The 14,726-nt window shown below is 27.6% G+C and carries 14 protein-coding genes; 2 read left to right on the top strand and 12 right to left on the bottom strand.

From position 1 onward, the window contains the following. Nucleotides 1-21: 21 nt before the first annotated feature. From secA to AAHM99_RS04115, 4 genes are all read right to left on the bottom strand, one after another. The gene (secA, locus tag AAHM99_RS04130) at nt 22-2,925 is read right to left on the bottom strand and encodes a preprotein translocase subunit SecA (RefSeq protein ID WP_342275440.1); all 2,904 of its coding nucleotides are present in this window, start codon (nt 2,923-2,925) and stop codon (nt 22-24) included. 413 nt (nt 2,926-3,338) lie between these two features. After that, nucleotides 3,339-4,304, bottom strand: a complete 966-nt coding sequence (locus AAHM99_RS04125; RefSeq protein ID WP_342275439.1) for an L-threonine 3-dehydrogenase — start codon at nt 4,302-4,304, stop codon at nt 3,339-3,341. 2 nt (nt 4,305-4,306) lie between these two features. Further along, nucleotides 4,307-5,497, bottom strand: a complete 1,191-nt coding sequence (locus AAHM99_RS04120; RefSeq protein ID WP_342275438.1) for an aminotransferase class I/II-fold pyridoxal phosphate-dependent enzyme — start codon at nt 5,495-5,497, stop codon at nt 4,307-4,309. 1 nt (nt 5,498) lies between these two features. Then, nucleotides 5,499-6,617 carry a TSUP family transporter gene (locus tag AAHM99_RS04115; protein WP_342275437.1) on the bottom strand — a complete coding sequence of 373 codons (1,119 nt, stop codon included), beginning with the start codon at nt 6,615-6,617 and terminating at the stop codon, nt 5,499-5,501. 203 nt (nt 6,618-6,820) lie between these two features. On the opposite strand from AAHM99_RS04115, the gene AAHM99_RS04110 reads away from it, so the two are divergent. Both AAHM99_RS04110 and AAHM99_RS04105 read left to right on the top strand, forming a co-directional pair. Continuing rightward, nucleotides 6,821-7,417: an IMPACT family protein gene (locus AAHM99_RS04110; RefSeq protein ID WP_342275436.1), complete on the top strand. Its 597-nt coding sequence runs from the start codon at nt 6,821-6,823 to the stop codon at nt 7,415-7,417. Between the two features lie 12 nt (nt 7,418-7,429). Then, nucleotides 7,430-8,359, top strand: coding sequence for a 5'-3' exonuclease (locus AAHM99_RS04105; protein ID WP_339034243.1), 930 nt, complete (start codon nt 7,430-7,432; stop codon nt 8,357-8,359). Here AAHM99_RS04105 and AAHM99_RS04100 read toward each other — a convergent pair. The 8 genes from AAHM99_RS04100 to AAHM99_RS04065 all read right to left on the bottom strand — a co-directional run bounded on the left by AAHM99_RS04100 (nt 8,356) and on the right by AAHM99_RS04065 (nt 14,696). After that, entirely contained in the window at nt 8,356-8,649 is a 294-nt protein-coding gene (locus tag AAHM99_RS04100) for a FoF1 ATP synthase subunit delta/epsilon (protein WP_342275435.1), read from the bottom strand. The genes AAHM99_RS04105 and AAHM99_RS04100 overlap by 4 nt on opposite strands. Beyond that, nucleotides 8,649-10,046, bottom strand: a complete 1,398-nt coding sequence (gene atpD / locus AAHM99_RS04095; RefSeq protein ID WP_342275434.1) for a F0F1 ATP synthase subunit beta — start codon at nt 10,044-10,046, stop codon at nt 8,649-8,651. Before atpD ends, AAHM99_RS04100 begins: the two co-directional genes overlap by 1 nt. Before the next feature lie 11 nt (nt 10,047-10,057). Next, entirely contained in the window at nt 10,058-10,909 is an 852-nt protein-coding gene (gene atpG, locus AAHM99_RS04090; RefSeq protein ID WP_342275433.1) for an ATP synthase F1 subunit gamma, read from the bottom strand. Between the two features lies 1 nt (nt 10,910). Then, nucleotides 10,911-12,485, bottom strand: a complete 1,575-nt coding sequence (atpA, locus tag AAHM99_RS04085) for a F0F1 ATP synthase subunit alpha (RefSeq protein ID WP_342275432.1) — start codon at nt 12,483-12,485, stop codon at nt 10,911-10,913. A 4-nt stretch (nt 12,486-12,489) separates the two neighbouring features. After that, on the bottom strand, nt 12,490-13,041 hold the full coding sequence (locus AAHM99_RS04080; protein ID WP_342275431.1) for a F0F1 ATP synthase subunit delta: 552 nt from the start codon (nt 13,039-13,041) through the stop codon (nt 12,490-12,492). Nucleotides 13,042-13,045: 4 nt separating this feature from the next. Next, nucleotides 13,046-13,561, bottom strand: a complete 516-nt coding sequence (gene atpF / locus AAHM99_RS04075) for a F0F1 ATP synthase subunit B (RefSeq protein ID WP_339029880.1) — start codon at nt 13,559-13,561, stop codon at nt 13,046-13,048. Between the two features lie 19 nt (nt 13,562-13,580). Beyond that, entirely contained in the window at nt 13,581-13,829 is a 249-nt protein-coding gene (locus tag AAHM99_RS04070) for an ATP synthase subunit c family protein (RefSeq protein ID WP_425288806.1), read from the bottom strand. A gap of 93 nt (nt 13,830-13,922) precedes the next feature. After that, a complete protein-coding gene (locus tag AAHM99_RS04065; protein WP_342275429.1) occupies nt 13,923-14,696 on the bottom strand; it encodes a F0F1 ATP synthase subunit A in 774 nt (257 codons plus the stop codon). Nucleotides 14,697-14,726: the final 30 nt, after the last annotated feature.

Raw genomic sequence — 14,726 nt, 5'->3', positions numbered from 1 at the left:
GTAAAAAATAGAAAAAATATTCTATCCAATTTTTGTTTTTGTTTGAACTTGTTCAGTGTCTTCAATATCTTCTTCTGAAATTGAACCATCTGGGTTAGTTTTAAATGTTTTTTTAACTTTACCATTTTCATCTAAAACTTTAAATTCTTTTTGTTTTTTTTCTAATTCAGTTGCTAGTGCCATTAATATCTGTGTTTCAATTAGTAGTTTTGCTTTTTCAGCTTTATCAGTTTCTTTTTTAGCTAATTTTTCATAACTTGCTTTAACATCTTTTGCAGTAAAGATTTTTTTCAACTTAAATTTAGTTACCATTCTTTCAACTTCTTCAAAAGGAATTTCAGCTGATTGTTTTTGTTGCTGAGAGAAAATTTCATCAAGTTTTTTCATTAGACCCTCAAGAATTGCATATTGAAATTTAACTTTTTCTAACTCTTCTTTTTTACCTTTTAAGTCCTTTTTAAGTTCTTTAAATCTTTTATCAACATTTGCTCTTGCAAATTTTTCTTTAGGAATTTCTCATTCTTCTAGAATTTTATCGATATCTTTATCACTTATGTTAATAGTTTTTGGTTCTTCATTATTAAATTCAATAGTTTTTTCATTTGGACCAACTTCTCTTACAAATGATCCATATAGTTTAATAATTGTTTCTTCTGCAATCATTATTTTCATTTTATTGAATAACCTAGCTGATTCTTCTACATATTCATGCAATGGATTATTTTGTGCATATTGTTGTAAATAAATACCACTTCTCAATTTTTGATTTATATTAATATGTTTTTGTCAATGATAGTCAAGTGATTGAAGAATAGTTCTTCTTTCCATTTCACTTATAACTTCTTGTGGTACAGAGTTTGTTTTGCTTAAATATAATTCCATCATACTTTCAGAAATTTTTTTTGCAATTTGTGCTTTTTCTAATCCACCAAAGTCTTTTTCACTTAATGAACCTTCAATAACAAATCTTGAGTTAATTTCTTTTATTAGAGAAGAGATATTAATTGTTCTTTCTCCTCTAACAAGTTCTGAGTTTCTTTCCACAATTTCATATGCAATTGTATATTGAAATCTTGCAATAACTCCCTTTAAAGTTTCTTGTTCTAAAATTGAATCTCTTTGTGAGTAAATAGCTTCACGTTGTTGTGAAAGAATATTATCATAATCAAGAACATTTTTACGTTGGTCAAAATTTAATCCCTCAAGTTTTTTTTGAGCATTTGTAATTGCTCTTGTAAATAGTCTTGATTTAATATGATCATCACCCAATTTTAAAAACATCTGTCTTAATTTAGGAGCTGAGAAACGAATCATTAATTCATCTTCCATAGAAATATAAAATCTTGAACTTCCAGGATCACCTTGTCTACCAGCTCTACCTCTTAACTGATTGTCAATACGTCTTGCTTCGTTACGTTCAATACCCATAACAAACAGACCACCATTTTTTCTAGCTTCATCTGAAAGTTTAATATCTGTTCCACGTCCAGCCATGTTTGTTGCTAATGTTATAGATCCTACTTGTCCAGCTTTTTCAACTATTTCAGCTTCTCTATGGTGATTTTTAGCATTAATCATTTCAAACTTTAAACCAGCTTTTTGTAAATAATGAGAAACTTGTTCAGAAGAATCAACTGATGTTGTTCCAATAAGTACTGGTCTTCCAGATTGTGTTACTTCTTCTAAGTCTTTTACTAAGTGTTTTAATTTAGCATTAATTGTTCCAAAAGTTAAGTCTGGTTCATCTACTCTAATAATTGGTTTATTTGTTGGACAAACAATAACTCTTGTATTATATATTTTTAAGAATTCTTCTTCTTCAGTTTTTGCAGTTCCTGTCATTCCTGAAAGTTTATTATAAAGTCTGTAAAAATTTTGATAAGTAATTGTAGCTAAAGTTGTTGTTTCTTCTTCAATTTCAACACCCTCTTTTGCTTGTAATGCTTGTTGCAAACCATCACTATAAGCTCTACCTGGCATTGTTCTTCCTGTAAACTGATCAATTAAAATAATTTCATTACCTTGAACAGTATACTCAACTTCTTTCTTAAAAGTAAACATTGCTTTTAAAGCATTCATAATTAAGTGAAATACCTCAGTATTTCTAAAATCAAATAGATTATCAATACTAAAGAATTTATGTGCTTTTTGAATTCCTGGTTCAATTAAATAAACTTGTTTTGATTCTAAATCTATTTCAATGTCTGTTTTTTCATCCAATGATTTAGAAAATGAATCAGCTGCTTTATATAAATTAATTCTATTTTGGCTTCCCCCAGAAATAATTAAAGGTGTTCTTGCCTCATCAATAAGTATTGAGTCAGCCTCATCAATAATTGCAAAGTTAAGTTTTCTTTGAACTTTTTGATCTAAACGATATACCATATTATCTCTTAAGTAATCAAATCCCAATTCTGAGTTTGTTGTATAAGTAATATCTTTAGAATAAGCACTTCTTTTTTGTTCTTTAGATAAATCTCTACCATTTAATCCAACACTAATTCCTAACATGTCATAAACTTGACCATTAATTTCACTATCTCTTCTAGATAAATACTCATTAACAGTAACAACGTGAACTCCTAAACCAGATAAAGCATTTAGGTATGCAGGAAAAAGACCAGTTAAAGTTTTACCTTCACCAGTTCTCATCTCTGCAACATCACCTTGATGTAAAATAATAGCACCAATTAATTGAACTTTATAAGCTTTTAGTTTTAAAACCCTAAATGCAACTTCTCTAACTACTGCAAAAGCTTCAACTAAAAGTTCATCTAAAGTTTCACCGTTTGCTAATCTCTCTTTAAATTCTTGTGTTTTATTTGATAATTCTGTTTCACTTAATTTTTCATAGTCCGCTTCCAGTGAAATAATTTGATCTGCTATTTTACCGTGCTTCTTAACTATTGATTTGTCTCTTGCCATTAAAAACTACTCCTTTTTTTGCTAAGTCAAAAATCTTAATCATTATACAATTATTATTGCCAAATAGAAAGTTATAAACGGAAAAATATTTCATAAAAATTTTTTAATATATTAAATATCCAGTTATTTAAAATTTTCTTATGTAAAATTTGATATTAAACTAATTATATTATTTTTTATCAAAAAATAAATCCCAAATATAAATTAATTAGATTAAAATTTTAAATAAATTTACAATCCATATTATTTAATTAAAAAAACCAGTAAATAAAAATTACTGGTTAACTTGATTATAAATATAAATTATTTTATATATAAATGTTTTAGTAACCGAAGAATAAATCTACAGAAACTAGTCAACTAATTTAAATTGCAAAGTTCCTCTAATTTAAAAAGTTAAAGAAACTTATTTATTAAATTTTGCCCTCTGCTTTTAATTTCTCTTTTAATTTTTCTAACATTTCTTTTGTCATTGCATCTAAGTTATATTTAGGATTAGAATCTCATTCTTTTCGTGCACAACTATCATCAATACTATTTGGTCAAGAATCTGCAATTTTTTGACGAACAGTATCAACTTTATAATCCATTTTGAAATCTGGGATATACTTTTTAATTGATTCAAAAATTTCTTCTGGTGCAAAAGACATAGCAGTTATATTAAATGAATTTCTATGAATTAATTTTTTTGGATCTGCATTCATTAATTGGACAATTACATCAATTGTATCATCCATATACATCATGTCCATTTTTGTTCCTTTATCAATATAACTTTCATAGCTACCATTTAATAAAGCTTGATAATAAATATCAACAGCATAATCAGTAGTTCCTCCACCAGGTTCAACTTTATAAGATATTAATCCTGGGAACCTTACTGATCTTGAGTCAACACCATATTTCTTATTATAATAATTTTCTAATAATTCTCCAGCAACTTTTGTTACTCCATACATTGTTGTAGGGTTCATAACTGTATCTTGAGGAGTATTATTTGCTTCTGCATCTGGTCCATATGCTGCTATTGATGATGGAGCAAAAAATTTAGTATTTAATTCTTTAGCTATTTCCAAAGCATTCATCAATCCATTCATATTTAAGTCTCAAGCAAATTTAGGATTTTTTTCAGCAGTTGCTGACAATAAAGCTGCTAAATGAATAATTGTATCTACTTCATATTTTTTTGCCAATTGTAAAAATGAGTCATAATTAGTGACATCTAATTTTTCAAAAATTCCTTCATCACAAATAAAATTATCTTCAAGTTTTCTTATATCTGTTGCTATAACATTATCATTTCCCAAATCTTTTCTTAAACGTAAAACTAACTCTGAACCTATTTGTCCTAAAGCTCCTGTAATTAAAACTTTTTTCATATCTATTTCTCTCCTTTTGTTTTAATTTTTTCAAACTCTTCTGTAATAACTTTATAGACTTGATCTAATTGTTCTTTGGAATGTAATGATGAAATCATTAATCTTATTCTGACTTTTCCTTTTGAAACTGTTGGATAAATAATGGGAGATACTAAAATTTGTTTCTCAAATAATATCTTAGTTAATTCTGTAGCAATTGATTCTTCACCTACCATAAATGGTGTAATTGGAGTTTTTGTATTACCTATTGAATAACCATTATCAATAAACTTATTTTGAATATATTTTGTGTTTTCTCAAAGTTTTTTAATTCTATCATTTGATTTTTTCATCTCTTTTATAATTTTTATTCCAGCATAACAAATTCCTGTTTGTAGTGATGATGAGAATAAAAAGACTCTTGATTTTTGCTTTAGATATTCAATTAGTATTGACTTACCACAAACAAAACCTCCAACAAGTCCATAAGCCTTTGATAATGTTCCAACTTCTATAACAATTTTTCCTTCCAAACCAAAGTGGGCAATTGAGCCTTGACCATTTGGTCCAAGTACTCCTTCACCATGTGCATCATCAACAATGCTATAAGCATTATATTTTTTTGCTAAATAGCTAATTTTATCTAATGGAGCAATATCTCCATCCATAGAGAAAACACCATCTGTGATAATAAAAATATTGCCTGTTACTTCATTAGAATTAATTTTTAATATATTTTCTAAATCACTCATATCGCAATGTTTATAAACAACTCTTTTAGCTTTTGATAAACGAATTCCATCAATTATAGAAGCATGATTCAACTCATCAGAAATAATTAAATCATTATCATTTGTAATAGTTGGTATTAGTCCAGTATTTGCTTGAAATCCACTTTGAACAACTAAAGCATCTTCAGAATTTTTAAACTCTGCTAAAATTTTTTCAAATTCTCTATGAACAGAGTAACTACCCGAAATTGATCTTACAGCTCCAGGCCCTACTCCATATTTGTCTGCTGCTTCTTTAATTGCTTGGACTGTGATTGGATCATTTGCAAACCCTAAATAGTTATTCGAGCACATATTTAGAAAATCTTTATTATTAATTTTTACAATATCACTTTGAACTCCCTCAAGTATTTTTATAATGTTATAAAGTTTATCTTCTTTTCTAATTTTTAATTCTTCTTCTAAACGATTATATAAACTCATTTTATTCTCCTTTATTAACTTTCTGTTTTTGTTTAATTAAATAAAACTCAACTAACATAGATATTGAGACATAAAATATAACAGCTATTGCTAATCATTTAAGAACTATATCAAAAGTTCTTTTGTCCATTCCTGCTCCCATTTGCAATCCTACAAAGATTAATAAAAATGAACATACAACACCAAAAATAGCTGATATTAAAATTAAATTGGACGTTTGTTGTAAATATTTTTTTCTTTTTATAAAAGTATAGGCTGCAGGCAACATACATAAAGCTGAGCCACAAGCCATTATAGGAAACACTACTTCTTGTTGTAATCCTAAAAAAGATAATGTTGCCATTGCTGGTGCATATAAACCAATTCCAAATGATTGAATCATTCCTAAAAAGAAGAATACAACTGTTCCAATAATAATTCTTCAAGGTTTATCCATAAGTGATGTTTTATCTCCAATATCTGATGTACTAATTACGTTAACTTGAGGATGAGTTAAAATCATTAGTATTGCTACAAAAAATAAAACTACTCCCATAATAATTTTTATTGAAGTTTGATCTTTTATCTTTGATACAAATAAAGAACCTACAAAAGTTCCACAAATAATTGCTATAACTAAAATTAATAGAGTTGCAATGTTTACTTGAATGGAACCAACAAATAAAGCTGACTCTATCAAAGCACTCACACCTAAAGCCACATTTAATGTGCCAGGTAACTTTGTATCATCTTTTATTGCTCTTGTTCCTTTTAATAAACCAGTGATAACTCCAAAAGAACCAACACCAATTGTATCTGTAAATCCTCCAGTGAAACCTACTGCTAAAATTGCTTTTTCCTTTTCATTTACATCTTCGTATTTAACTTTTAATGTAAATCAAAAGTAAATTACACTAAAGACAACTGCCGATAATAATAAAAATATGCAAATTATAAAAGCAATTAATTGTTCTCCCTCTCAAATAACCTTCCCAGGGTTTTGTCAAGGGAAAAAAACTAAATAGTTAATTAAAATTGATATAATAGTTACTACCATTGCAATAGAAAAAAATAACATCCATTTAGCAAATTTTTTCTTATGTTCTTGCTTTGATAAAAGTAACTGTGAATCTTCTTTCACTATAATATTTTCCTTTCTCATTCTTTTCTTTCTATGGCTATAAAAACTTATAACCACTCATATGATAAAAAAAAAAAAAAAACCAATATTTTCTCCATTTTTTATTAAATTAATATAAATTTTTCCAATATAATAAAATAAAATATTTTAATAAAAACTATTATTTTTTGTAATAAAAGAGTAAAATAATTCGTGGTAAAGTTATGGTAAGTATAAAAATATTAAGCAATAACAATATTGTGATAAGAAGCTTCTTAACTAAGAAATCAAGATTCACTACCTATATTTCAAAAGTAACAAATAAAACTGAATTAGAAAATTTTATAAAAAAGTATACTGATAAAGGAGCAACTCATAATTGTTATGCTTTTAAGTATGGCCATGATAATTTAAATTATGGATACAACAATGATGGTGAACCAAATGGAACTGCAGGAGAACCATTATTAAAACTAATTGAAGTAAGTAATGTTACTGATATTATAATATTTGTTAAAAGATATTATGGTGGAGTAAAGTTAGGAACAGGCGGATTACAAAAAGCCTATACTAATTCAGCAATTGAAATAATGAAGGAAAGTGACTTTAAGAATTTAAGACTTCTAAATAATATAAAAATAAATTTTAATATAGCAGATATTAAAACTATTAATTTATTTTTATTAAAACAAGCTGAAGACATTAATTATACGTATACTGAAGATTTAGTTACGGTAGAATTCAATTTAGATAAAATTGAAAAAATGGACTCTATTAAAGATAAAATAAACATTTTAAAAATTAAGCAAGGGTATTATTAAAGGAGAACAATAATGGATAAGAAAAAAGTTGTGATTATAGATGGTTACCATCTTCTTCACAAAGGTTATTATGGAAGTTTAAAGAGAAAAAAAGTTGCTATAAATAGAGACGGAGTTTTAATAAATGCTGTATACGTCTTTGTAGCAAACGTCTTTCAATTAGTTCAATCAAATGAATATCATACTGTACTAGTTACATTTGATGTGGGAAAAGAATGTTGAAGAAAAGAAATATATCCAGAATATAAAGCAACAAGAAAAGAAACACCATCAGATTTAATTCCACAAATGCAATTAGTTAGAGATTTTTTAACAGCCGCAAATATACCATGATATGAAAAAGTTAAATATGAAGGTGACGATATCATGGGAACTATTTCTAGAATAGCTGTTAAACTTGGTTATCAAGTTGAAATAGTTTCAAATGATAAAGATACATATCAATTAATTTGTGATGATGTAAAGGTTGTTTCGCAACAATCAAAAAAATGTAAACAAGAAATAATAACAAAAAAAGAAGTTTTTGAAAAATTTGGTTGCAAACCTTGTCAAATACCTGATATAAAATCACTATTAGGTGATCAATCAGATAACATAAAGGGTGTTAGAGGAATGCATTATAATACAGCAACAAAATTAGTTGCAAAATATGGATGTGTTGAAAATATTTATAAAAACTTAACTGACTTTCCTGAAGAGCAAAGAAAAAAACTTGAGCTTTGCAAAGAAAAAGTTTTAATGAATAAACAGATTGCAAAAATATTAAAAAATGTTGATATTGGTAGAATTAACTTTAAACCTTTAAGAATTAACTACATAAGATTTATGGGTTTTCTAAAAAGAGAGAAAATGTGAGCATTTACTAAAATGATTGAAGATAAAGTTAAACAACAACTTAGTTATAGAGAAAAAATAAAAACAGAGATACAAGAACTTTCTTAAATCTCTGTTTTTATTTTTTGACCTTTTTCATCAACTTCATAAAGTCTTTGAGTTAGTATTCCAATTTGATCTTTCGAAACTCTTATTATTCCTCTATGAAGATGAATATATTTTATAGTTCCATCAATTTCATATTTCATATCACCAATAAGAAGTGTTGAAACAATTGAAGTATGGTTAGCATAAATTGTTATCTGTCCATCTGAAGTTTTTACATTTGCATATTCTACTTCTAAATCATCTATATATACACCCTCAGGAGTAATGATTTTTAATTTAGTTAGTTGCATTATTTTTTAGTTTTGAATCTTTCAATAACTTCTTCAACTGAACCTGCATACATAAATAAAATCTCAGGAATATGATCTAAACTACCATTTAATATAGATTCAAATGAGCTTACTGTATCTTTAACTGCAACATACTTACCACTTCTACCTGTAAACTTTTCACCAACAGTAAATGGTTGAGACATAAAATTTCTTATTTTTCTTGCTCTATTAACTACAATTTTATCTTCTTCTGAAAGTTCTTCCATACCAAGGATTGCTATTATTGATTGTAGCTCCTTATATTTTTGTAAAGTTTCTTGTACTTTTAAAGCTATCTGATAATGATTCTCTCCTACAATTTGTGGATCTAACATCCTAGAATTTGAATTTAGTGGATCAATTGCTGGATAAATTCCCAATGATGCAATAGTTCTATCCAAAACTACAGAAGCATCTAAGTGAGTAAATGTTGTAGCTGGCGCTGGATCAGTCAAGTCATCTGCTGGTACATAAACGGCTTGTACAGATGTAATTGAACCTTTTTGAGTTGATGTAATTCTCTCTTGAAGTGCTCCCATTTCAGTTGCTAATGTTGGTTGATATCCAACAGCTGAAGGCATTCTTCCTAAAAGCGCAGAAACCTCTGAACCTGCTTGCGTAAATCTAAAAATATTATCAATAAATAAAAGTACATCTTGATTTTTAATATCTCTAAAATATTCTGCAATTGTTAAACCAGTAAGAGCAACTCTCATTCTTGCACCAGGTGGTTCATTCATTTGACCAAAAACCAGAGATGTTTTATCAATAACTCCAGCATCTATCATTTCAAAATATAAATCATTACCTTCTCTTGTTCTTTCACCAACTCCTGCAAATACAGAAATACCACCATGGGCTTTAGCAACATTATTAATTAACTCTTGAACAAGAACTGTTTTTCCAACTCCCGCTCCACCAAATAAACCAATTTTACCTCCTTTTGCAAAAGGCATCATTAAATCTATAACTTTAATTCCTGTTTCTAAAATTTCAGCAGAAGTAGCAAGTTCGTCATAATTTGGAGCTAATCTATGAATTGGCATTCTTTCCCCTTTAACTGGAGGTTTATCATCTATTGGGTCACCTAAAACATTAAACATTCTTCCCAGAACTTTATCTCCTACTGGAACACTAATTGGTCCTCCAGTATTTGTTCCAGTGATTCCTCGAACTAAACCTTCAGTAGGACCCATAGCAATAGTTCTAACCAGGTCATCCCCAATATGTTGAACAACTTCTAAAACAAGTTTTACTCCATTATTATCCAATTCAATTGTATTATAAAGCTTTGGCATATCCTCTTGTTTGAATTTTACATCCACAACAGGACCCATTACTTGAACAACTTTACCTTGTGTAATTTTTTCTGTCATACTTATTACCTCTAATCTTCATTTTGAGCATTAGCTCCTCCAATAATTTCACTAATTTCTTGTGTAATATTTTCTTGTCTTTTTCTATTAAATACTACGCTTAAATTATCTGAAAGTTCTTTACCATTTTTATTTGCAGCTTCCATAGCCATTCTTCTACTTGCATGTTCTGAAACTTGTGATTCAATGACTGTACCAAATAAAATTGTATTCAAATACATTGAAACACTTGTTGTTAATACAGTTTCTGGATCTGGTTCTAAAATTAAATCTTGATGTAATTCATTCTCATCTTGTTTTTTTTCAATTGGAAACATATCTAAAACAGTTGGTTCAAAAGTAACATTGTTAATAAATTTTGTATAGACAATTTTTATTTGATCAAATTCTTTTTGAACAAAAGAGTTTAGTAAATTAACTGACATTTTTCTTGATTGCTCATTTGAGAAATCAACATCAATATCTAAAAATTCCTCTTTAATATTTATATTATTTGCTTTACAAAAGTTAACAACCTTTGTTCCAATAGCGATTACACTATCTGTTTTTTTATTTACTAAAGGTTTTAATACTTTAAAAATACTTGAGTTATATCCTCCACACAATCCTAAATTAGAACCAATAACAATTCATAAAGTACTATTTAATACTTGGTTTTGTTTTTTTAAATATATTGAGTCTTCTGAGTGTGAAATAATATAATTAAAAACATCGTATACTTCATCTAAATAAGTTTGAATGTTTCCCATCCTTTTAGATATTTTTTTTAATTTTGCTGTTGCAACTAATTCCATTGCCCCCGTAATTTTCCCAATATCTTTTATTGAACTTATCCCAGCTTTTAATTCACTTAAATTTGCCATACTAACCTAAACTTTCATACTCATCTTTTTTACCATACTCATCAACTTTATAACCTTGTAATTTTGAAGTAATATTTTTTAAAACCAGTATCAATTGAGATTTTACAGAAGCATATAAAGTATCACTAAACTCTTTTTCTGCTTCTAGCATTTTTCTAAGAGCTTTAGCATTTTTATCATTTTCAAAATGATAAAAAACTGACTCTTTAAAATTGATCATTTCACTTAGTGGTAATCATTTTATTAATCTTTCTTTTATAGATAATAATAAAATTGCTTGATCAATTTGTGCTGTTGGTTTATATTGTCTTTGCTTTAAAAGCTCAACAATTTTCTGACCATGATTTAATGTTTCTTTTGTAGTTTCATCAAGATCACTTCCAAATTTTGCAAATGCTTGCAACTCATAATATTGAGCCAATTCTAATTTTAAAGTACTAGCTACTTGTTTAACTGCTTTAATTTGAGCTGCAGAACCTACCCTTGATACTGACAATCCAGTATCAACAGCTGGTCTAATACCTGAGTTAAATAATTGCTCTGATAAAAATATTTGCCCATCAGTAATTGAAATTACATTGGTTGGTATATATGCAGATATATCTCCAGCTTGAGTTTCAACAATTGGTAAAGCTGTAATACTTCCTCCACCAAAATTTTCATTTACTCTTGCTGCTCTTTCAAGTAATCTTGAGTGTAGATAAAAAACATCTCCTGGATATGCTTCACGTCCTGGTGGACGTCTTAATAATAAAGCTAAAGTTCTATAAGCAATTGCATGTTTTGATAAGTCATCATAAATAATTAAAACATCATCACCTTTAGACATTCATTCCTCTGCAATTGAAACTCCAGTATAAGGAGCTATATATTGAATTGGTGCTGATTCACTTGCTGAAGCTGAAATAACTGTTGTATATTCCATTGACCCAGCTTGTTTTAATTTTTCAACAACTTGAGCAACTGTTGACTCTTTTTGACCAATAGCCACATAAATGCACTTAACATTTTTTCCTTTTTGATTAATAATTGCATCAATAGCAATTGCTGTTTTACCAGTTTGTCTATCACCAATAATTAATTCACGTTGACCTTTTCCAATAGGTATTATTGAGTCGATTGACATAATTCCAGTTTCCATTGGTTGATTAACTGATTTTCTAGACATAACTCCTGAAGCAATTTTTTCTACTGGTGCAAATTTTGTATTCTTTAATGGTCCATTTCCATCAATTGGTGAACCCATTCCATTTAAAACTCTTCCCAGAAGAGTATCACCAACTGGAGTTTCAACAACTTTGCAGGTTCTAACAACTTTATCACCCTGGCGAATTTTTGAATCATCACCCATAATAACTGCACCAACTGCACCCTCTTCTAAATTAAGAGCAATACCATAAATATCATTTGAGAAAATTAAAAGTTCACCCATCATAACATCTTCAAGTCCAAATAAAAGAGCAACACCATCACCAATACTTGCAACAGTACCTTCTTGTGATTGAATAATATTTTTGCCATATTCTTTAATTTGTTTTTTTATAACCTCTGATATTTCATTTATTTTAAGTGACATATCTTTACCTCTGCTCTCTATTTTCCAAAATAATATTTTTCATATCTTCAACTTTTCCTTTTAATGAAAAGTCAAAAATATTATTAGCAACTTCAATTCTAATACCAGCAATTAAAGAATTATCAATTTTGTTTTCTAGTTTTATATTTTGATTTATTTTATTTTTAATTTTTTCTTCAATGGTAGAAATATATTTTTGGTCAATTTTTAAAGTTGAGTAAATTATTCCTTTTTTAATATCTAAACTCTCTCATAATTTTTTTATTGCAGCATTTAAGATATATTCTATATATGAAAAAATTTCTCTTTCAACAATTAATTTTAAACAATTTAGAACTAAAGGTTCTAAATCTTTTTTAAAAATATCTTCAATAAATTTTATTCTAGTTTTAACATCAATAAATTTATTTGATAAAAAGTTTATTGCTTCTTGATTTAACTCAAAAATGTTTTTTAATTCTTCTAAAGTTTTTGTAAATGATTTGGCTTTTTTTTCTTCAACAATTAATTCACAAATTGCTGTCGCTCAATTATTAATTAAAGATTGTTTAATCACTTAATTAATCCAAACTATTTATAAACTCTTTAATCATTTTTTCATTTTTATCTTTAGAAATATTTTCGTTTAAAATTTTTTCAGCTGCTACAAATGCTAGATCAATAACCTCTTGTCTCATTTGTTCATACATTTCATTTTTTTCAAGTTGAATTGTCTTTTGAGCATGGTTTTGAATATTTGCAGCTTCTGCTCTTGCATTTTCCATAATCTCTAACTTTAAATTATCAGCTGATAATTTTGCTGAATTCATTATCATCTTAGATTCTTCTTTTGCTGAATCTAAGATTTGAAAAGCTTCTTTATTATTTTTATTTGCTTTTGCCTGTTTTGAAACAGCATCATCCAATAATTCACTAATTTTTTTTCTACGTTCTTTTATTGTTTCTCTAAAAGGTTTATAAACTAATTTAGTTAATAATATTAATATAATTATTGTTGATAGAATATGAGCAATAAAATTTGCTAAGTTAGGAAATAAATTTTCAATAATATTTGGTATTCCAGCGTCTAAAAACATAAAATTCATCTCATCTTTCTTAAGCTACAAAAATTAATAAAATTGCAATTACAAGTGCGTATATAGCTCCTGATTCTGCAAAACCAGCAGTAATAATTAGTGTAGAGGTAATTTTTGGTGCTGTTTCTGGATTTCTACCAATTGCTATACAAGCTCCATATCCTACTATTCCTTGTCCAATTGATGCTCCAACCATTCCCATTCCTGTAAGTCCTGCCCCAAGAAGTTTTAATCCATCTCCTACTTCTTTTGCTTCAGCAAAAAACATTAATAATGTTGAGTATAAGGGCATAATTGAAATAAAGTTACCCCCTAGATTTGTAAGTATTTGTGCAAACATATTTTTTTCTCCTTTTATAAATTATCTTTCAATTTTTTCTTCTCCATCATTAAGACCTTCACCTAGTTTAGCCCCAGATCAATAAGAAAGAGTTAACATTGAAAATACAACTGCTTGAATGGTTCCATCAAATAAATCAAAGTATAAATGTAACCATGGTAATGAAACTACTGTGAAAACATTAAATCCAGCTCATCAGTAGTTTAATTTATTATCTCAATCCATTCCAGGACCATTTGGTCAAAATATATTACCTTGAAGTTGTATCAGACTTGCATAAAGCAATCCTAATAAAATACTACCTCCAAGCATATTTCCAAATAGTCTAAAGGAAAGAGATATTAAAGGGACAAACTGTCCTAAAATCTCTATTGGATTATAATATCTTTTGAAAAAAGCTAACTTTTGATACCTTAATCCATAATAATAAATTCCTATAAATGTTACAAATCCCATTGAGAATGTAACTGTATAAGAAGTTGTTAATGACTCTATTCCCAAAATTGATACTACAGAAGAAACTATTATATACATAAAAATATACATTATGTATGGAGTTAATTTTCTGTATTTTTTACCCATGATCGTAATAACCATATTTTCAACCTTAGTAATAAACATTTCTGTTAAAACTAAAAATCCAGTTAATTTTTTATCTTCTTTATAATTTCTAATTTTTACATTATAAACTATACAAAATGTACAAATAATAATGCAAGTTATTAGTATTGATAGAAGTTGAGGGGTAATTGAAAATAGAACATCACCAAAACCTTTGTCATCTGCAAGGAACATATATACTCCTTTCTCTTTTAATAGTTACCA

The sequence above is a fragment of the Spiroplasma endosymbiont of Cantharis lateralis genome, assembly GCF_964030855.1.
In the GTDB taxonomy this organism is placed as follows: domain Bacteria; phylum Bacillota_I; class Bacilli_A; order Mycoplasmatales; family Mycoplasmataceae; genus Spiroplasma_A.
The sequence above is the reverse complement of the archived record's forward strand: the minus strand, read 5'-3'. Positions and strand labels throughout refer to the sequence as shown.